The sequence below is a fragment of the Aquimarina sp. AU58 genome, from assembly GCF_900312745.1.
In the GTDB taxonomy this organism is placed as follows: Bacteria; Bacteroidota; Bacteroidia; order Flavobacteriales; family Flavobacteriaceae; genus Aquimarina; species Aquimarina spinulae.
Genome location: NZ_OMPD01000014.1, coordinates 2255872 through 2278232 on the forward strand (window position 1 = coordinate 2255872; position 22361 = coordinate 2278232).

The 22361-nt window shown below is 33.4% G+C and carries 13 protein-coding genes; 7 read left to right on the forward strand and 6 right to left on the reverse strand.

The features are described from left to right. The first annotated feature begins 36 nt into the window (after window positions 1–36). Together DK441_RS21205 and DK441_RS21210 are read left to right on the forward strand one after the other, a co-directional pair. A complete protein-coding gene (locus tag DK441_RS21205) occupies window positions 37–924 on the forward strand; it encodes a DMT family transporter (protein ID WP_109852498.1) in 888 nt (295 codons plus the stop codon). Window positions 925–1179: 255 nt separating this feature from the next. After that, window positions 1180–2079, forward strand: coding sequence for a LytTR family DNA-binding domain-containing protein (locus tag DK441_RS21210; protein WP_109852500.1), 900 nt, complete (start codon window positions 1180–1182; stop codon window positions 2077–2079). Window positions 2080–2128: 49 nt separating this feature from the next. Here the strand turns inward: DK441_RS21210 and DK441_RS21215 are convergent, their stop codons facing one another. The 6 genes from DK441_RS21215 to DK441_RS21240 form a co-directional block, all read right to left on the reverse strand. Further along, entirely contained in the window at window positions 2129–2749 is a 621-nt protein-coding gene (locus DK441_RS21215) for a hypothetical protein (RefSeq protein WP_109852502.1), read from the reverse strand. A 10-nt stretch (window positions 2750–2759) separates the two neighbouring features. Further along, entirely contained in the window at window positions 2760–3569 is an 810-nt protein-coding gene (locus DK441_RS21220; protein WP_109852503.1) for an alpha/beta hydrolase, read from the reverse strand. 188 nt (window positions 3570–3757) lie between these two features. Further along, the gene (locus DK441_RS21225) at window positions 3758–4444 is read right to left on the reverse strand and encodes a hypothetical protein (RefSeq protein ID WP_109852505.1); all 687 of its coding nucleotides are present in this window, start codon (window positions 4442–4444) and stop codon (window positions 3758–3760) included. Continuing rightward, window positions 4434–5585, reverse strand: a complete 1152-nt coding sequence (locus DK441_RS21230) for a serine hydrolase (protein WP_160112213.1) — start codon at window positions 5583–5585, stop codon at window positions 4434–4436. Before DK441_RS21230 ends, DK441_RS21225 begins: the two co-directional genes overlap by 11 nt. Window positions 5586–5667: 82 nt before the next feature. Continuing rightward, a complete protein-coding gene (locus DK441_RS21235; protein WP_109852510.1) occupies window positions 5668–6468 on the reverse strand; it encodes a LytTR family DNA-binding domain-containing protein in 801 nt (266 codons plus the stop codon). A gap of 221 nt (window positions 6469–6689) precedes the next feature. Next, window positions 6690–7145 (reverse strand): Lrp/AsnC family transcriptional regulator, encoded by a 456-nt coding sequence (locus DK441_RS21240; protein ID WP_074410275.1) that lies wholly within the window; start codon window positions 7143–7145, stop codon window positions 6690–6692. A gap of 1065 nt (window positions 7146–8210) precedes the next feature. On the opposite strand from DK441_RS21240, the gene DK441_RS21245 reads away from it, so the two are divergent. The 5 genes from DK441_RS21245 (at window position 8211) to DK441_RS21265 (ending at window position 22330) form a co-directional block, all read left to right on the forward strand. Further along, entirely contained in the window at window positions 8211–11819 is a 3609-nt protein-coding gene (locus DK441_RS21245; protein WP_109852512.1) for an Ig-like domain-containing protein, read from the forward strand. A 98-nt stretch (window positions 11820–11917) separates the two neighbouring features. After that, on the forward strand, window positions 11918–12574 hold the full coding sequence (locus tag DK441_RS21250; protein WP_109852515.1) for a porin family protein: 657 nt from the start codon (window positions 11918–11920) through the stop codon (window positions 12572–12574). A gap of 500 nt (window positions 12575–13074) precedes the next feature. Further along, window positions 13075–14964: a M12 family metallopeptidase gene (locus tag DK441_RS21255; RefSeq protein WP_109852517.1), complete on the forward strand. Its 1890-nt coding sequence runs from the start codon at window positions 13075–13077 to the stop codon at window positions 14962–14964. A gap of 212 nt (window positions 14965–15176) precedes the next feature. Continuing rightward, window positions 15177–17030: a M12 family metallopeptidase gene (locus DK441_RS21260; RefSeq protein ID WP_109852519.1), complete on the forward strand. Its 1854-nt coding sequence runs from the start codon at window positions 15177–15179 to the stop codon at window positions 17028–17030. 566 nt (window positions 17031–17596) lie between these two features. Continuing rightward, a complete protein-coding gene (locus DK441_RS21265) occupies window positions 17597–22330 on the forward strand; it encodes a hypothetical protein (RefSeq protein WP_109852521.1) in 4734 nt (1577 codons plus the stop codon). The last annotated feature ends 31 nt before the right edge of the window (window positions 22331–22361 follow it).

Sequence of the window (22361 nt, forward strand, 5' to 3'; positions counted from 1 at the left end):
TCATGATCTAGTTTTAAAGAATAAATTTATTTAACTATGCTAAAATCTAATTACTTATTGTTTATAATTCCAGCATTAATATGGGGATCTACATGGTATATCATTAAATACCAATTGGGAACTGTAGATCCAATAGTTTCTGTTGCCTATCGGTTTGGATTAGGTGGGATTATACTATTGGGATATTCTAAGATTAGAAAACTTCCATTATCATTTACAAAGCAGCAACACTTTTTTATTGCCTTACAGGGAATTCTACTATTTGGAACAAATTATTGGTTAGTATACTTATCAGAACAATACCTAAGTAGTGGGCTGGTGGCTGTAGCATTTTCTACATTAATTTTTATGAATATAGTTTTTGGAGCGATATTTTTAGGAGATAAAATAAAAAAACAAATCATAATAGGAGCTGTCTTCGGGCTTTTAGGAACAGTTCTGATATACCAGGCCGAGTTTAGAAGAATAGATTTAACCAATGATCAACTTAAAGGATTGATGTTTTGTATTTGCTCTATCATTTTTGCTTCTTTGGGAAATATTACTTCTTCAAATAATCAACGTAGATTTAAACTACCCGTTATCCAAACCAATGGTTTCGGAATGCTATATGGCGCAACTGCTATGTTATTAATAGCCTTGTTTACCGGAAAATCTATACATTTCGACACTTCATTTTCCTATATTTCGTCACTAGCATATTTGACCATTTTTGGATCTATTATCGCATTTACTTCTTATCTCACTTTAATAGGCAAAATTGGAGCAAGTAAAGCAGCTTATGTTATTGTAGTGATACCAGTAATTGCTTTAACGATTTCTACCGTTTTTGAAGGATACAAACCTGATGTATACGCTTTTCTAGGAATTGGACTTATTATTTTTGGAAATGTACTAGCATTAAGAAACAAAAAAACAAGCTGATCAAATTCTTGGCAAACTAAAGGAAACTACAGAAACATATATCACTTATATACTAATCTATTGATTTATTGTATGAACCCTTCATTTGAAAAATATTTCATTTGGTCTTTTTTTATGAAGAAAATTCTAAAGAAATTTAATAAGCAGGATAAAGAAAAATTTCTTGCAGAAATTAAAAAAAGAAAAGATTATATGGATTAAAAAAACGATTCAAACCTCTTAAAAATATTACTTTTGGTTAAAAAATAGTTCTTAATGTCTCGACATTACATTACCAAAATCATACATAAACCTTATCCTTACCTATTTTATTTCAAAAGAAATTTAATAATTGCTCTCGTACTGGGAATGTTGATCTACATTATTAATGTATTAGCAGTAGACGAAAGTTATGTGAATGCAAACTTTGTGTTTTCAAAACCGCTCCTCTGTATACTTGCAGGGTTAATGACATTTTTTAGTATTCTCTTGGTACTCGAAGTTATACCCCGGGTATTTTTTAAACCTGATTTAAAAGAAAATTGGACTATAGGAAAAGAATGTCTTTTAATTGTTTCACTTCTTTTTGTAATTACTATTTTTAATAATACCCTGTCTCTTGTAATTAGTAAAGAACCTTCTGATAATATCATATTACATTTTTTAAACTCTTCACTATATGTTGTTCTACTTGGTATTGTTCCGGCTTTTCTTCTTGTATGGATCAATTATACCATTCTTTTAAAGGAAAATTTAAAAAAAGTCTCCTTATACAATGAACAACTTGAATCTAGAATTACATTTACAAAGAGTGAAGTATCCGATATTATAAGTATCCGAACTAGTAATAAAAATGAGGTTCTGGAGCTAGATATTGGTTCCTTCTTATTCGCTAAATCTGAAGGAAATTATATAGATGTTTTTACCAAAACGTCTGGTAAAGTACATTGTAAACCATATCGACTTACGATTCAAAAGCTAGAGGAAGAACTTAATAGTTATGCATTTATTATTAGTACACATCGATCGTATGTCATTAATATAAGAAACATTAATACGACCTCTGGCAACGCCAGAAATTACCGCATTAGTTTTGAAGGAGTTCCTCATGAAGTTCCTGTGTCAAGAAATAAATTTCAGGCATTTAAAGATGCCTTTACTATTAAAAAAGTGTAATCTTATCAAAGATTACACTTTTAAAAATTGTAATTATTATATATGTTTTCTACAAAGTATACCCAAGGCCTAATCCTAAGAAAAATCGGGAATCAAAATCTGCGGGTCTGTTTCTTCCTTTATCTAAAAACCCTTTTAAAGAAACCCATGCAAATGCACTAACACTAAAATTATTAATATTGTAACCTAGAGATTGAGAAACCCCATAATTAAAATACACATATTCATTTTTGTACTTTTCGTATACCGAATATTGTGGGATTCTTAAAGTTCCTTTTGATTTTAAATGTGTTGCTCCTATAAAAGGTTCTAGCGATAGGTAGAATTTTTTCTTGTTAAATGGGTAATAAGTAACATCAAAAATAGAATACAATCCTATATCTCTTGTATATCCTTCTACATAATCGGTAAACAAATTATCTGTTTCGGCTATGTAACTATTTTGATGAGCTGCACCATAGGATAACGTAAAATGTTTGTTGTCTAGGAACTTTAATTTTCCTTTAAATATATACCCATAGTTTTTTCCATAACTGGTATTTAATATATCCTGAGTGTATAAAAGCTCTAATTTCCATCGTTTTTGACCTGATTCTTTGTTTCCTTTTTGTCCCTGAGCCAAAACCGGTAATGCAAGAAAAAACAAAAGGACTACTACATAGTTTTTCATGATGTTGTATTTATAGAATTATAGATAATCCTTTTTTAAAGGTGATTATTGGGCTGTTTCTATGCGAAGTATTCTTTAACCTCTCATGATGTAGAATTAAACCAGTATAAGACCGTTTATCCATTTTTTCCTTAAAGGCATTATAAAAAAGATTGATCGAAGCTCCTTCTAAATCACCAACAGTTATATAAAGATTTTTATCTAATGAATCGTGTGTATCAAAATAGTGCTGTTCTAAATCAAATAGATATGCATTATACCACATGAAATTTGAACTTGCAGCAATAATATTATCAAAAGAATTGGGTTGATCTTGCTGAAATAATATATACAAAGCAAGATATCCACCTAGAGAATGACCAAATAATGTCCTGTCGACACTTTCAATTTCAAGTTCATTTTCGATATGAGGAATAAGTTCGTTATTTACAAAATTGATAAATTCTTTTGCACCTCCCGAAGTTCCGGGAAAATCTCTGTCTTCGGGATAAGAGTAATCTCTTCCTCTCTGGTTTTTATTGGCATATCCCACTCCGATAAGAATAATATCCTCTCTACCAGATTCTGCAACGATATCTGCTGCTTCTTTGAAATAGTCATCTCCATCTAACATATAAATTGTATGATAGCTATTTGAAGGATCATAAGCCCGAGGATACAAAATATTAATACTATATGTAGTATTTGTGTGATCCGATGTAATCGCAAAGGGGTGATTGTTTTTTATTGAAGAAAGGTTGTCTTTCTCGCAACTGTTTAGGCCCAATATGCCAATGATTAAACACAGAAAACTCATAGAGTTCTGAATAATTTTTTTCATAATGATTCTTATTTTTTAAATTTCTAATTCCAGCAAAAGTATTTTTGAAACCTTTATATATCGCTTAAAGAAAGGCGATTGGTACGAAGTGTCACTTTTTTGTGATGTACTGGAGTCTTAGACAAAAGATAGATTCATCTAGAAAAAGAGGAGGAGGTATGATAGAAGTATATTATTTGTAGTCTCTTTTATTTTCTTTTGTATGTAAATGTGATGTTTTTGTTATTCTTAGGTTTCATTGTCATCAGGTTGCCCTGAAACGAAACTATAAATACCTGAACATCTATAGCGCGATTATAGTCAATTAAGTGTAGTTCGGGTTTGTGTGCATTCATATACCAATATCCGTTTGATCTTGAAGTATCCGGATGTGTTTTGCGGTACGTTCCTGTCCAGCGAATAAAAATAGCTTCTTTACCTTCTGGATTGTGAGATTTTGTAATGTTTTCTTGATTCTTGTATACAGATATCAGTTGCCAGTTTCCGACAGCTTTATCTTTGGGGGATTTAGGTACATTAGAGATTCTGGATAAAGAAACTATTACTTTCATTCCATCTTCTATACGTGCCCATTTCATTTTGTTGTTAGAAAATTCTACTTTAAAGGCTCCGTACTCATCTTTACCATTTTTACTTTCAGGAAGAAATTGCTTTTCTTTTTTATTGTATGTCCAGCAACCTTCGTCATTTTGTAACCATCCATTACCAGCCTGATAAGAGTGATCAGTATTGTATTTAAACCATTTAGCGATTGGAGTCATTTTTTTGTCACCTACGCTTACTTGATCTACGGCCCATAACCCTGTTATAGATTGCGCATTTATGATGCCTGAAACAAACAAGGTAATGCTTAGAAATAGTAATCTAGTTTTCATTTTCTGTAGTATATAGTAGTGCTGTAATTTTTTTAGCAAGATCAAGTTCATTTGTTTGATCGCCTGTATTGGCAAGAAAAGCGATAATATACTCACCATTTTCGATATTTATAAGCATAGATTTATACCCTTCGGTAGCTCCCCCATGTATGATGTATTTTTTATCGATACCGATATCTCCTATACGATATTGCTTTTCTCCATCAAATACCACCCAACCGTAACCATAAGAGATTTCGAGATTAATCTCTGATAAGTGATTGGTTTGCATAAGCTCTATCTGTTTGTCATTAAAAAGAACAGGAGAACTCATTTCTTTTCCCCAACGATAGAGATCTTCAGCCGAAGAAAATATTCTTCTACCAAGGGTTAGATCAATAAATTGATTTCGCATCCAGTCGTTAGTTGCTTCGTTATAATTATATCCTTCTACTACATGCTCAAAAACAATACGATTGTCAGAAGTACTAAAAGTATGTTCTAGCTTAAGAGGTTTAGTAATTTTTTGCTCTAAAAGTTTAGAAAAAGGAAGTTGATAAAGGTCTTCCAGAATGATAATAAGCAAGTGATAAGCAAAATTGCTGTAATAAAACTGCTGGTTTGGATCACTTACTGCAGGAATCTTACTAATGAAATCAATATACTCTGTATTATCAAAGTGTTTGCGCTTAAATTTTAAGTGTTTATTTTTTGAAAGATTTGGATGTACCTGACCATAATCGGGTAAACCAGAAGTGTGGCTCAGCAAGTTATGAATTGTGATATTATGATTAAACTCTCCAGAGTATGAATATGTATTAATATGATCGGTAAGATGATCATTAAGAGATAATTTACCTTCTTCTACCGCTATAAGAATTAGTGCTGCGATAAATGATTTATTGATAGAACAAATGTCAAAACGATGATCTATTTGCATTGGGATATTCCAGATTCTATTGGATATGCCTATCGATTTTTTATAGATTATTGTATCCTTAGTGCCTATCACAACAGTACCATCAAACCGATTTTTACGATGTTCAATTTCAAATAGACTATCCAACTTGCTTGTTAGGAAACTAGTATTTACGCTCTTTTGTTTAGAGCAGGATAATGAAATAAGAACAATGCATGTGGCAATTACAATATATCTTTGCATATTTCTATTTAGTTGCTTTGTACAAAAGAATACCTCTGGATAGACTTTCTCAATTAATTTAGGGGTTTTGGTACGAAATTTCTTAATGTGTGGCGAATAATTTGGGAAACTTCTTAGCAAGTGATCTGGCATATTTTTTAGATACAGGAATAACTTCACCAGCAATACATACTTCTATTTTATTGTTTAGTCGATTTACATGATCAATGTTATTAGAATTAATGATATAACTTCGATGACACCTTATTAAAGATTGATTTAAACCAAACTCATCTTCAATATCTTTTAAACTTTTACGCATTAGATGCATATTAACCTGTTGGTTCGACAAGTAGAATATTTCGATGTAATTATCTGCTGATTTAATATAAAGTAAATTTTCTATACTGATTTGAAACCGTTGCCTTTGATTACTGGATACAATCACAATTAATGAACTCGGTGAATTGTGAAAATGACTTAAAAAGTGGTCAATTAAAATACTTAAAGTAATAGGAAATGCGATAATAAGAGGGTATTCATAGAGAAAAGGCCAATAACTTGTCCAGTATAATTCTGTCCACTGATAAAAATAATTGAATGCAAGAAATGAAAGGTTAAGTCCAATAAACGTAGCCATTAATGCAGTTACAAATGGTTTAACCTTTTTATCAATAGTCAACCATGGACTTAAATGAAATTCAACTAAATAAAAAGAAAGAGAGGTTATAATTGCGTGTGATAGCGATCTAGCAAACATGCTGTGTCCGGTTATGGCTGGTATTTTATCAATATGGTAAGCTCTATAAACAAACAATACCAGAAAAATGAAAAATCCCGACAGGATTGTAACTATCCATTTGTAGTTGTTTTTTCTAATATTTGATAATAATCTGATTTGCATGAATCGCTGGTAATGGCTTATTAAATACGTTTATGTATTTTTTAAGTAAATATAAAAAATCTATTAACCATTATTTGATTCCATCTGATATGCTTCAGCTTTTGTTTTATTGCTTTCTAAATATAATAATCTCAAGGGAGTCCCTCTTTTAGTAGATTTACTTCTTCCCTTATTATTTTTATTGGATATCTTGAGAATTCTACCTCAGTTTTTATTTATTATTAGAGTTGTACACATTTATTATTTGTGATTTTTCCTCCGGTCACAATATCAGATAGGATAACAGAAGTTGAAGGAGTTCCATATTGAGATAAAATATCGATAAACTGTTCTAAATGATAATTATCCCGTACTACAACTTTCATAATAAGACAATGAACTCCTGTTATTCTACTACACTCCAGGATTTCAGAAAAATTACCAACTAATTCTAAAAAGGGATAAAACTGGTTGTCTTTAAAACTCATAGAAATATAGGAAGATAAAGAGTATCCTAGTTTTTCATAATTTAATTCACTGGTATAAGATAATATTACACCTGTATCTTCTAACCTTAGGATTCGTTCACCTACTGCAGATGAAGAAAGCCCAATTTCTCGCCCTATTTGAGCATATGAAAATCTTGAATTTTTTTTTAGTAATTGAATTATTTTTAAATCTAGATTGTCTTTTATCATTATTGGTGGGGTTTTGAAAATTTAGTATATAATTAATAAAGAATTAGGCTAAATTTTATTAAAAATGAATTATGGCTGTTTATTTACTGCATAAACTTAATCATGAATTTGTAATATTCTTAGTTATAATTATCATAAAAATTCTAAACATTTTCTTAAATAAAAAACAAAATAATGTATTGTCATTAAACGATTTCCTTCTATTTGTATAAGATATTTCCTGAGCTTTTTATTGTACGTTTTAAATTCTTGGTTTGTTGGCTAAAAAAAACTTAATTCATCGGATAATGATTGTTTTTTCAGGTCAGTTCATTTAGATAGAAACTTGATGTTTAGGTAATTTTGAAAAAGAGAGTAAACCAATTTTAGTTTTTAAGAATTGACACTTGTATTTATGATATTGTATGTCCGTTTTGAAACTTAATATATTTTTTATAAAAGGTTGAAAAAGTTTTTTTTGGCGAGTTTATAAGCAGATTTGCGATTTCAAAATGTAAAAAATGCTGAATGAAGCTAAAACGGATATACAATTATAAAATCAAATTATTTTTTAAGAAGAACAAATTGATTTTTTTCTCACTCTTTTCATAACTAATGTAATACTAGTTACATGTTAGTCAAGCATACAAAGAGTACTATGGATTTTAGAAGTTCTGTTTTCTTACTGAAGCGATGAAAATTTATACAAAAAACTTACTTAGTTTTCTCTCAAAATTAGGCTATAGTTATTAAATGACCCTAAGTTAATGGATATAGTTGAGTTTTAGTCTGGTTTTGAGTTTTCTCCCTACAATACATTGTTGTGTAATGAATAATAAGGAGAAAGGGGTTTAGGATGAAGAGGTATGAGTAAACCCTCTTCACCTTGATCCTTTATATACAGGATGGTTAAATAAATATCTGGGCCAAATATGGTACTTTAAATACTAATAAAAAGATAACCATTTGCTGTGTTGTAATATTTAAAAGTTTGAGGACAGTATCATTTTCTCTACTTATTTATGTTTTCAGAATACTTCTAAAAAAGAACCAAAATTTAATGCCTTAACACAAATCAAATCTAAAATGAAAAAAAATGTATTTAAATCTATCATGATGATAGTCATGGTATTACCCCTCAATTTTGCGATGGCTCAAGATACTGTCTCCAGGCCTGATCCCATTATAATGCCTAGAAAAGCTCGTGATATTACGTATCACGTACAACAAAATAAAATGCAGTACTTAGACTTATCTGCAACCAGTCCACTTTTTAGTTACGGCACCTTAACCAAAGAAACTGCGGCAGACTATGTGAGAGAAATCCCTATGCGTATTGGTACAGGAAAAAATGCCAAAACCATAGGAAAATCTGCTTTTAGTGATTGGGTGATCGATGAGTTACCTACTAATGGAAAACTGTATTATGAGGAAACGCTAATCACATCAACAGGCAGTATCCCCAGTTCTAGAGGGTTGGTGTATGTGCCAAATTCTGATTTTACTGGTGAAGATACTCTGAGGTATCATGCAGTAGAAACTACAGGAAGCTCTACATCTCCTGGAGAGATTACATTTGTGGTAAATAGCCCAGAGGAGTATGTAATGCCAGCAGGTTTTCCAGAGAATCAATGGGGGTTATTTATACCAACCCCCAGTGAACCAGCAGAATGGCCAGATAGAGAAGCACCTAATGCATGGTATATCAATAACAGATGTAACCCTTGTGCTACTTCAGGAAAGGGAACTCCTAACCTACCTCGAGCTACGTTACCTCCACACAGAACAGTTTTTGGACCAGGAACTTTTATTAAGATAATTCCTTCAGAAACTCCTTATTATTTAAATAATTCAGGACAACATAACTATACTTTTAATGGTACAGCTGCTAATCCTGTTTTTATGGTAGGGGTAGATAACAATCCTAACCAACCCATCATAAGTACATCAGATGGTCGCACCTCTACTACACTATTGGCTATGGATGCTAATAATTTGGTGATTAGTGGTCTTAGGTTCTGGAATGTAAAAGTAGGAGGAGCAAAGGATGCATCTAACAATAATGTTGTTGTGCGTCACTGTCAGGTCGCATATTCAGCACAAACCAATGGTTCTGCTCTTAGTCCACAAGGACGTAGGGCATCTACAGATATCAGTATATTTTCTTGTTCGATACGAGATAACGGGTTTCGAGATGATAAATTTGAAGAAATGGATATACATGGTATAGGGTTCTTTAGCTGCACTGATTGTATGATTCTTGATATAATTTCTAGTGGTAATGGAGGCGATTCCTACCAAAACCTTCAGAAAAATGCAAATGGCCAGATCAATATAGGAAGGCTTAAAGGCCATGGTGAAGGAGAAAACTGCGTGGATATCAAAGCTCAAAACGGAGTTGCTGTAGTAAATTCTGATTGTTGGGATTTACGATCAATACGATGGGTTGGCGGCTCTGGTGGTAATGCACAATGTTACTTTACAAATGATGATGATGCAAGCCAACAAGTAGGAGATGTGCTTTTTTACAATAATAGAGGATGGGATACTAACGGCCCAGTTATAGAATGTTCTGCAGGTGGAGGAAGGCATTACCTTATAGGAAACCGTATAGAAGATGTTGCCAGAACAGGAATTAATCTGGAAAACTCACAAACTTCTGAGGTATATGTAGCTTTTAACACTACGAGTAATGCATTTGATGCTATACATACCAGACCTCATGGTGGCAGTACAAAAACTTATATATTCGCCAATGCGCATAGCGAAGCACAGGTTAATGGCTGGTTGTTAAACAGGCGTGATTATACCACTTATGATTATAATTTTTATAGCGAAAACGAGGATGATATTATATTTTCATGTTGTAGCAACAGTAATCGTCGTTTTTATGAAGGACTAGCAACTTGGCAGCAAGTTTCTGGTAAAGATCAAAACGCTGTTGCAGGGGTACAAATGGATTTAAACCCAGATTTATCTTTGAAATCCACATCAGAATTAATCGACACTGTGGATGAAGCACTTATCAATCAAATAGCCCCAGGATTCTTTGATTTTGTAAATCTTTTTGGCTTGGGAGAGTGGAGAGATGGTAATGGAGTAAAAAGAGTAAGTCCTTATGATGCAGGAGCGTTTGAGTTTGGTTCGGGAGATCCTGTTAATACTCGTCCTATTGCCAATAATGATGTAGTGTCGGTAGATGTAGATAGCAGTAATAATGACCTCAGAGTACTTGATAATGATAACTATAGAGGAGATGGAGCTAGTACAGAAACCGCTGTTATAATAACTACCTCACCAACTAATGGTACAGCTACTGTGGATGATAAAGGAACAAATTCACAAGGGGATGACAGTATAGTATATACCCCAGATCCAGAATATAATGGTCCAGACTCTTTAGTCTACCAAATAGAAGATAGTACTGGCGATACCAGTACAGCAAGGGTAGACATAACAGTAGGTGTTATTGCGACACCACCTGTAGCCAATGATGATGCAGTAAGTGTTGTACAAGATAGTGATGCCAACACGATCAACGTATTGACAAATGATGAGAATTTTAACCCAGATGAGGATAGTATTGCAATAGCAACTGCACCAGCCAATGGTACTGCGTCTGTTAATACTACAAACAATACCATTGCATATACCCCCAATGCAGGATTTAATGGTTCTGATTCATTTACCTATACGCTTACAGACCCAAATAATGCTACAAGCACTGCAATAGTAAGTGTAACGGTAATCCCTGAAAACATAACCCCGGTTGTATTAGAAAACGGAGTGCCGGTAACGGGTATCACAGGTCCTGATGAAGCAAAATTTTATTATAGCATAGAAGTCCCAGCGGGAGCAGAAGATTTGGTATTTGCGTTAACAACTCCTGACGGAGGTTCTGGAAATGGAGATTTATATGTAAAATTAGGAACATTACCAACATTTACCGATAATACTTGTAAATCAGAGAGTAATGCTTTACCTACTAATGAGCGATGTCAAATTACTGATCCTGTACAAGCAGGAACATATTTTGTATTTGTAAACCCGTATAGAGGGGCTATTGAGAATTTAACACTTACGGCTAGTTATACAGTACCAGCAAATGTATTACAAAACGGTGTACCGGTTACTGATATTCGTGGAGAAGATGATGATGAACTTCGGTATACAATGGTAGTACCAGCCGGAGCAACAGATTTATTATTTGCATTGAGCAGAGATCCTAAGATACGCCCAGGAGATGCTGATCTATATGTAAATCTTGGTGAACCAGCAACATTTAAAGAAAATATTTGTGCATCTGCGGGTAATACAAGTAATGAAGAGTGTGTCATCCCGGATCCAGTAGAACCAGGAGTTTATCATGTATTAGTAAACCCTTCGGGTGGTCCTATTGCAGGATTAACACTTGTAGGAAGCTATACCGAGCCGTCTAGGGTTGCAGAAGTTAATTCTTCACAAATTGTTATCTCACCAGTTCCGATAACTAATTCTATGCAAGTGCAGTTACCTATTATAGAATCTGGTAAGGTGACTATATTCGATCTTTTTGGAAACCGTTTAGTAGAAGAACCTTTTGTAAATACATCAAAAGTTGTGCTGGATGTTAGTAACCTTCCTGAAAATAAATTATATGTCATGAAGATAACCACAAAAGATGGTAGAATCTCTTTGAAGAAGGTGATCAAATAAGGAGATATGATATAGGATGTTTTCATGTAACCTCATTTAGACTTTCAATTTACCCAATTAAAAGTCTAAATGGGATTACTCAAATAAAGACGAATCAAATGATTAAAACCAGGGCCTTACTTTTATTTATAATAATAAGTGGCACGTTTATAAGAACACAAGCGCAAACTGAAGTTGGACTTAAAGCAGGTGTCAATTATGTCAACAATGTATTAGTAAATGACAAAATAGGAATTAATGGATCAGATAATGAGTATCGTTTCGGTTACCATGCTGGAATATTTGTAAGGATAAAATTTACAGATAAATTCTTACTTAATACCGAATTACTTTTCTCAAATAAGGGATATAAATTTGAAGGCCTTCGTAATGCTAATGCCCAGCCTTCAGGTAGTGGAAATTTACATCTTAATTATCTGAACTTACCAATATTATTTGGGTACAATATTTTTGACAAATTGATATTTGAATTAGGGCCTGAGCTTGGTTATTTGTTATCTGCCAAATCAAAATTTGGAACAGAAACAATTGATGTTAAGAACATATGGGATAACGATCTGGATTTTGGTTTATCCGCTGGTTTAGCTTATTCTGTTATGGAAAACTGGATGATTGGAATTCGATATACTCATGGTATTTCTTCTGTACTTAAAGATGTAGTTTTGAGGAATGATGAAAATGGAACTCCTAGAGATGGAAATTTGAAATTTCAGAATCGAACTTTCCAACTCTCCCTTTTCTATAAGTTGAAATAAAATCTACAAACATTAGATGAAAATGGTTGGTGTTTACTTTTTTCATAGAAATAGAGAAATAAAATTGAAAGATTCTTATCACTAACAAATGATAAGTACATTGATTTTTTAGAAGAAAAAGAGGCTGTCATAAAAGACAGCTTTTTTTATAAACTCATTTTAACCTGAATTCTAAAAACAACATATCCAAAAAAATGAAGTGTACTCTGCTTACAATTATCACCAAAATACAGATCAAAGGTATTTTTGTTAATAAACACTTCATTCAGTGGTTATAAGCCTATTTTTTAGAAGAAAATGAGTTTTTTGTATTTATCTATATAGTATAATTTTGTCCACCCTCTTATTATTTTTTTAACCTAGGAAGCTTTTTAAGAAGCTCCTAATGATGATAAAACCTCTTCTTGATAAAGTTAGCATATAAGGGATTTAAAATCTTTTATGCTATAAAAAAGTCGAGATGAATTCAATACTAAACAATCAATTTAAATTAATTATTAATGAAAAATCATTTTAAAATTAAAAGACTTGCCATTTATACAATAGCATTAAGTTCATTTTTTATTTCTTGCGAAAAAGAAATACCAGAGGCTATAGAAGAAGAAAGCGTAGAACATGTTTTGGTAAATACCGATGTTTCTGTCGAGCAAGCATATCCCGATACAAGAGGAGAATGGGTAGAGATTCAATTATATGGAGAAAAGGTAATGGTAGAAAAAATAGGAGAAAATTATATCCTGGAAGGGGATATGTTAGTAACTCCTGATAACATGGTTAAACAAAAAAATCAAAAAAGTGTCGGGAGAACACGACTTGACACCCGATGGCCAAATAAAACCGTTTATTATGCGATACAAAGCAGTATACCTAAAGATAAAAAAGAGTCTATAAAAAGTGCGATAGCACACTGGGAAACTCATACTCCCTTAAAATTTGTACGACGAGAGAATGGATCTAGTCAATCAGATTATGTGTTTTTTAAGAAAGGTAATGGATGTTCATCTTATGTAGGTCGTGTTGGAGGCCGGCAAGAGATTATTATAGGTGAAGGTACTTATTGTACTCGAGGAAATATTATTCATGAAATTGGCCATGCCGTAGGACTCTATCATGAGCACAGTAGAAAAGATCGAGACCAATACGTCAAAATTCATTATAAGAATATAGAATCAGGCAGGGAATCTAATTTTTTGAAATATGAAGAACTGGGGGCTGACGGAAATGAATTTACTTCTTCATTAGATTTTAATAGTATTATGATGTATGATTCGTATGCTTTCACAAAAAGCCTCAGAAAACCTACTATGACCTATCTCAATGGAACCCCTTTTGCCTCTAATAGAAGTTTTTTAAGTACTGGTGATATCGAAGGGATTAAAAAAATGTATCCTGGTCTTAGAGAGTTTACCCAAAAAAGATGGGCAACTAGGCAAGGAGGATTTTGGGATCCTGAATATCAACAATGGTTGAGTGGTGATTTTAATGGAGATGGTAAGGAGGATTTTGCACATGTTTTTAACCATGATCATCGTACAAGTATTAATGTACATATATCTAATGGTTCTGGTTTTTATTTACAAACATGGGCAACTAAGCAGGGGCCATATTGGAATGCTCTGTATCAACAATGGGTAAGCGGTGATTTTAATGGAGATGGTAAGGATGATATTGCACAAATTTATAACGAAGAAAATTATTCGACTATTAATGTGCATGTATCTAATGGTTCTGGTTTCACTTTAAAAAGATGGGCCACTAAGATAGGAGGGTACTGGGATGCTCAATATCAACACTGGTTGAGTGGTGACTTTAATGGAGATGGATTTTGTGATATTGCCCATGTTTTTAACCATGAAAATGGTGCAAGTATTGATGTACGTGTATCTAATGGTTCTAATTTCTTTTCACGGAGATGGGCAACTAGAGTAGGACCATATTGGAATGCCCTATATCAAAAATGGGTGGTTGGTGATTTTGATGGGAATGGTAAGGATGATATTGGACAAATTTATAACGATGCGCATCGCGCGACTATTAATGTACGTATATCTAATGGCTCTAGTTTTTCTAATCATAGATGGGCTACCAGATATGGTAGTTATACTAAAGAGGGTTCTCAAAAATGGGGAGCAGGTGATTTTGATGGAGATGGGGCTGACGATATTTTTGTAGCTGAAGATTTTTTAGGAAATGCCAATTTAAGCGTGTACAAATCGAGTGGTTCAGATTTTGGTTTACCCTATCGTAAAGGCACCCAACAGGGTGGCTATTGGCCTTCTCAACAATGGAGGGTTGGTGATTTTAATGGAGATGGATACTATGATTTCTTAAAAGCCTTTCATGATGGAGGATTTGCAACTATAGATGTACATCTCTCAACCGAAAAGTAGCTATATACCATCATATTTATCGATTTATTAATATAATCAAGGAGCACTACATTTTCCTTACTCCCTTAATATTCCCCTAGACCTCAATAGGGGAATAAATATTCCTCCTTTTAAGAGAGGTGGGACAGGTACAATTATATACACAAAACTGTACATTTTATGTTAAAAGGAAAATTTGTCGTACACCCTTAACTAATTTAAATTAATTATTAATGAAAAATGATTTTAAAATTAAAAGGTTTACCATGTACACAATGGTATTAAGTTTATTTCTTATTTCTTGCGAAAAAGAAACACCTGAGACTATAGACGAAGGCGTAGAAAATATTTTGGTGAATACCGATGTTTCTGTCGAGCAAGCATATCCCAATGCGAGAGGAGAATGGGTAGAGATTCAATTGAATGGACAATCGGTAATGGCAGAAAAAATAGAGGAAGATTATATTTTTGATGGAGACATACGGGTGATTCCTGATGCTATGGTTAAAAGAAAACATCAAAAAAGTACAGGAAGAACTCAAGCACGATGGCCAAATAATACGGTATATTATACGATAGATAGAGATTTGCCTAATAAAGAACGAGTAACGTATGCAATAGCACACTGGGAAGCTAATACTTCTCTAAAATTTATACCCCGAACGCATCAATCAGATTATGTTCATTTTAAGAAAGGTAGTGGATGCTCATCTAATATAGGTCGTGTTGGAGGTCGACAAGATATTATATTGGCTTCCGATTGTACAATGGGGGTTGTTATTCACGAAATCGGTCATGCCGTAGGATTATGGCATGAGCAAAGCAGAGTAGACAGAGACCAATACGTCACAGTTCATTATGAAAATATAGAACGAGGTAGAGCAAATAATTTTCAAACGTATATAGAGCAAGGGTTTGATGGAGATGAATATACCCAAGCATTAGATTTTGGAAGTATTATGTTGTACGATTCGTATGCTTTTTCAAAAAATAACAAACCTACCATGACCAGAAAAAAAGATGGAAGAATTTTTTATTTGCAACGAAATGGTTTGTCAAGAGGAGATATGCAAGGAATTGCAAGGATGTACCCTGCTGTGAGTAGATTTACTGCACAAAGATGGGCAACTAAACAAGGAGGATTTTGGGATCCTGAATATCAACAATGGTTAACCGGTGATTTTAATGGCGATGGTAAGGAGGATTTTGCACATGTTTTTAACCATGATCATCGTACAAGTATTAATGTACATATATCTAATGGTTCTGGTTTTTATTTACAAACATGGGCAATTAAGCAAGGGCCGTATTGGAATGCTCTATATCAACAATGGGTGAGCGGTGATTTTAATGGAGATGGTAAATTTGATATTGCACAAATCTATAATGAGGAAAATCATTCGACTATTAATGTACATGTATCTAATGGCTCTGGTTTTACTTTACAAAGATGGGCTACCAGGATAGGAGGGTATTGGGATGCTCAATATCAACACTGGTTGAGTGGTGACTTTAATGGAGATGGCAAGTATGATATTGCACATATTTTTAACCAAGAAAATGGTACAAGTATTGATGTACGTGTATCTAATGGCTCTAATTTTTCTTCACAAAGGTGGGCAACTAAAGTAGGACCGTATTGGAATGCCCTATATCAAAAATGGGTGGTTGGTGATTTTAATGGAGATGGTAAGGAGGATATTGGACAGATTTATAACGATGCACATCGTGCGACTATTAATGTGCGTATATCTAATGGTTCTAGTTTTTCTAATCATAGATGGGCTACCAGATATGGTAGCTATACTAATAAGGATTCTCAAAAATGGGGGGCAGGTGATTTTAATGGAGACAAGTTTGACGATATTTTTGTAGCTGAAGATTCTTCAGGAAAGGCCAATTTAAGCGTGTATGAATCAAGTGGTTCAGATTTTGGTTTCCCCCAGAGGAGAGCTACCCAACAATGGGGCTATTGGCCTTCTCAACAATGGAGGGTTGGTGATTTTAATGGAGATGGGTATTATGATTTTTTAAATGCCTATAATGATGGAGGGTACGCGAGTATAGATGTGCATGTTGCAAACTAAAAGTAGCTATATACCGTCATATTGTATTTATGACTATCGGTTTATTCATATAAGGTGTGCTACAAATTTTCTTTACTCACTTCCTTTTAGGGGGAGTAAAGAAAATCTTGCAAAAAAAGAGAAATTTACTGTACACTCTTTAAAACTTTAAAGCTCGCCCAATTCATTTGAACCTGAATTCTAAAAACAATCTATCCAAAAAAATAAACCCTACTCTGCTTACAATTATCACCAAAATACAGATCAAAGGTATTTTTGTTAATAAACACTTGATTTAAAGCTTAAAGGCTTGTTTTTTCAATGAAATGAGTTTTTTAGACTTGTATAAGTTATATAATTTTACTTTCTATTTTGTTACTTTTTAGCCTATTGTCCCTACTTGGTATTACTAATTAAGAAGTTTTTTATTATGCAAAAACCTTTTCTTATGATTTTACGTAGATACTATTGTTTCCGATTATATCTGTAAAGGAAGTAAACGGTATGTATTGAAAAATCATGAAAATTAAATCTTAGTATATCGATTAAAGAGGATACTATTTTTTACCCAAATCTTAAATGTTTCTATGAAAGTAAAATTATATTTAGTCCTGTTTTGTGTTGCATTAAATTCATTTTTTGTTATAGCTAATGAAAAAGATTCTTTGTCAATAAGTAAAAAAGATAGAATTAAAAAAGAAAAAATTAATGATGAATTTACTTATTTAAAGGAATTAGATAAAAAATTCCCAATCCAAAACCTAATGCAGAAAGCATCTCCAGAATTTGATTTTGATACTATAGAAAATGAATTTTTGGAAACTCCTCCAAGTGTCAATACCTCTAGAGCAACAGCAAAAAAATGGTTTGAGAAAATAGAAAAATTAGGAACTTGGATATCCTCTTTCGCTACTAGTAATAGTCAAGCACTACCTGTAGGTATTAAAAAAGAAATAAATGGAGTAGAATATCAATTGGGTTTTATTAAAGCTAAATTTACCAAGGATTATACAGAACTTACAGTTTTTGCAAGAGTTATATTACCTCAAACCGATGAAAAAGGAAATCCAATTGATCTCTATTTTGGAGCTGACAATATTAAACTATCTCATCAAGGAGGTATTATAGGAGAAGCCAAGCTTGTACTATTAGGGGATATGTTTATCCCTTTTAATGCAGGAAATTGGTTACTTACTCTTAAAGGAGGATTAGATTATACTACAGGTGCTATTGCTATTAATAATAAAACATTTGTAGCTATTGATTGTGATGGAGTAAAGGAAATGGGAATAGTAGGAGAAGTACAGTTTTCTAGAAATTTAATCCTGCCTGTAGATGAAAAAGGAAATTCTTTACCAGATACCCGAACATATATTGGAGCGAACAATAAAACTACTCAAATACCCAATCGAGTAACTGGTACTTTTAAAACAACAGCTTCAGACTGGAATGACCTTATTGTAGATATTAATCTTTCGCCATTTGTATTGGCAAGTCAACCCGATAAATTTGTCTTTTCTGCAAACCAGGCTGTTTTTGATTTTAGTGATTTAAGGACAGAAAATGTTAATTTCCCCCAATATTACTTTGATGAAGGCTTATTGCTTCCTGATATAGAATCCTGGAGAGGTATATATATAGCTTCTCTAAAGGTAGGCCTACCCAAAGAATTTAAAACCAAACAAAGTATTTCTGCAAATAGTAGGGTTCAATTTGAAGCTGCAAATTTGTTAATAGATAGCTACGGTGTTTCAGGATATTTTACTGCGAAAAATCTTTTTACTATTGATTCTGGACGTACATCAACATCAAAATCCTGGGCATATTCTATAGAAGAAATCAGTATTGATATCGCCACAAGTAAATTTATAGGGGCAGATTTTAAAGGACAACTACAACTTCCAATATCTTCTATTAAGAAAAATAATACTGATCAAAATGGATTAACATATGTTGGGATTATTTCTGAAGATGAATACTCATTAACGGTATCTGCAATTGACACCTTAGATTTCGATATTTTTAGTGCAAAAGCAGAATTATTGCCCAACTCTTCGGTAGAATTAAAGGTCGTAGAAGGCTCTTTTAGGCCCAAAGCAATCCTGAATGGAAGTATGTCAATAACTGCAAATCAGAAAACCTCATTAAACAATTCGAAGGCAGGTAGTAATAGTAAAACAGTAGATTTTAAAGGAATAGAATTTCAAAATCTTGTTCTTCAAACTGTTTCTCCAATTATTCAGGTTGATTATTTAGGATATAAAGGATCAGTAGCACTGGCAAATTTCCCCGTTTCTATAGATAATATAGCGTTTAGATCTAATGAACAGGAAGCCGGTATCGAATTTGACCTTAAGGTTAACTTAATGGGGAAGAATAGTAAAGGTTTTTCGGCGGATACACGTCTAGGGGTCTATGGGAAATATAAGGAAGAAGGATATAAACAACAATGGGAATATGATCGTATAGAATTATCTAAAATTAATTTAGATGCCAATTTAGGTGCGATCAAATTTAAAGGAGCATTAGAACTTATAGAAGATGATCCCGAGTATGGCGATGGTTTTTCAGCATACTTAGAAGGTACTTTTGGTAGTTTTGGTCCTATAACCAGTAAGGCATTTTTTGGAAAGAAAGATTTTAGATACTGGTATGTAGATGCAGCAGTGCATGGGTTAAAAATACAAACAGGGCCATTACAGATAAATGGCTTTGCAGGAGGGGCTTTTTATAAGATGAGTAGAACATCCGATATAGGCTCTTCTTTTTCTCCATCTGGGCTTTCTTATATACCTAACGAAGATGCTAATCTGGGCGTTAAGGCTATGATACTTGGTGCTATTGGAGATGAAAGGACAATGCCTGTTTCTGCAGGGTTTGAAATAGAATTCAATGGCAATGCAGGAGTGAACAGACTTGGATTCTTTGGAGAAGCACAAATAATGAAACCATTTGATTTTTCTAATCCCGTAAATAAATTAAAGCAAAAACTTGGCCAATTGGCTAATAATGAATTGGTAAAAGGTGCTTTGGAAACCAAATCAGGTAAGACATTTTTACAAAAGGCATCAGAACAATATGATTTTGAATATATTGGTAAAGCAGCCATAAGCGCAAAATTGGGGATGGATTTTGATTTTGTGAATGATTCGTTTCATGCAGAGCTAGATCTTTATGTAGATGTTGCAGGAGGGGCTATAAAAGGAAGAGCATCAAACGGTAGGGCTGGTTATGGAGTGATACATATTTCTCCTGATGAGTGGTATGTACACATGGGAACACCCACAGATAGGCTTGGTTTAAAAATGAATGTAGGCCCTATATCATTAGAAACAGGAGGGTATTTTATGATGGGAGATAATATTCCTTCAAGTCCCCCTCCCCCTCCTATAGTAGCTAGTATACTTGGTGTAGATGCAAATAGCCTTGATTATGGAAGAGATGAAGGCTCTTTGGGCCAAGGTAGAGGGTTTGCATTTGGAGCAGATCTTCAGGTAGATACCGGGGATTTGAGGTTCCTGATATTATATGCTCGTTTCCAGGCAGGAGTTGGCTTTGATCTAATGCTCAAAGACTATGGCAATGCACGTTGTGTAAATACTGGTGATGAGGTAGGGATCAATGGATGGTATGCTACCGGACAAGCTTATGCATATTTACAAGGTGAACTTGGGATTAGGATTAAACTATTCTTTAAAAAGAAAAAAATACCAATTATCAAAGGTAGTGCTGCAATCCTGATGCAAGGTAAAGGACCTAACCCATATTGGTTTAAAGGATATGCCGGAGGAAAATACAGTTTGCTAGGAGGACTAATCAAAGGGAAATACAGGTTTAAGATTACTATTGGAGAAGAATGTGAACTTGATAATACATCTCCTATAGGAGGGCTTAAAATGATTACCGATCTAACCCCAAAAGATGGAGGAAATGATGTTGATGTATTTGCAGCACCTCAAGCAACCTTTGCCTTAAGAGTGAACCAGCCAATAGTTTTACCTGAAGACGATGGAGATAAGACCTATAAAATTATCCTAGAAAAATTCACACTTACAGATGAATCAGGAACTGAGATCGTAGGTAAACTAGAATGGGGACTTTATAATGATAGGGTAACCTTTATTTCAGATGATATTTTGCCACCTCAAACCAAATTAAAAGCTTCAGTACAGGTAAGTTTTCAAGAAAAAATAAATGGTGTATTCCAAACTATACTTGAAGATGGGAAAAAAGCTATCGAATCTGAAGAGAGAACTTTCGTTACAGGAACTGCACCCAATAATATTCCACTGTCTAATATTTCATATTCATACCCTGTGGTAGACCAACAATTGTTGTATTCTGGTGAATATGGTAATGGATATGTGCAGTTAAGAAGAGGGCAGGATTACCTTTTTGATGATAAACAATGGAAAAGTTCATTGCGATATGTAGATGAAAATGGCACTCAGGAAGAGTTTAATTTTACATATTCAAATGCTGATAATAAGATTACCTATAAGCTGCCCAAAGTAAGTAAAGACACCAAGTATCAAATGTCTATTGTTAGTACTTCTAGGGGAGCAAAAAATAATACTAATGATAAGGAAGTGACTCAGACAACCAATTTTGATGATCAAAACACATTGAGTATTACCAGTAACACTGCCCAAAATGTGTTTCAAGAGGGGGAAATAGATAGGTTAACCTATGATTTTAAAACCAGTACTTACAAAACTTTTAAAAACAAAGTAAATAGTATTGATATTAATAATAACAGTTATGAAAAAATAAACTCCCTGGTCATTAATCTTGTCTCCAGAATAGATACACATGAGGGGTTTGATTTGGTCGAGTTACAAGGAAATAAGTTTTCTCAAAATAAACCTCTTGTAGTTGTAGAATCGGATTTAAAAGACCCCTATTTTAATAGAGATATAAATCCAGTGTTATATCAAAAATACCCAGAGGGAAGTAAGTTTAGCTCTAGTGTTAAGAGGGATTATTCTATATATGGATATGTACCTAAAAAAGCAGTTCCGATAATAGGAAGTTATCTAACGAGTCTCGAAAATAATATAGATATAGACTCTAGGGCAACCAGTTTTCCATTTAGGTACAATTTGGCCCAGGTATACTATCAGGATTTTGAAAATATTCAGGATGCAGTAAGGTTATCTTATGTTAGAGGTTTAGGGACTACTCCTCAGGAGTTAAGCATTCTTTCTGAATACTTTAAGTTCATATCATATGGTAAATATACCATAAACCTACAATATACTTTGCCTGGAGGAATAAAAGGAACTTCTGCAACCTATAAATATACTAACCCTATTAAATAAGTTGATGATGCCGATAGTGAAAAGTGATATA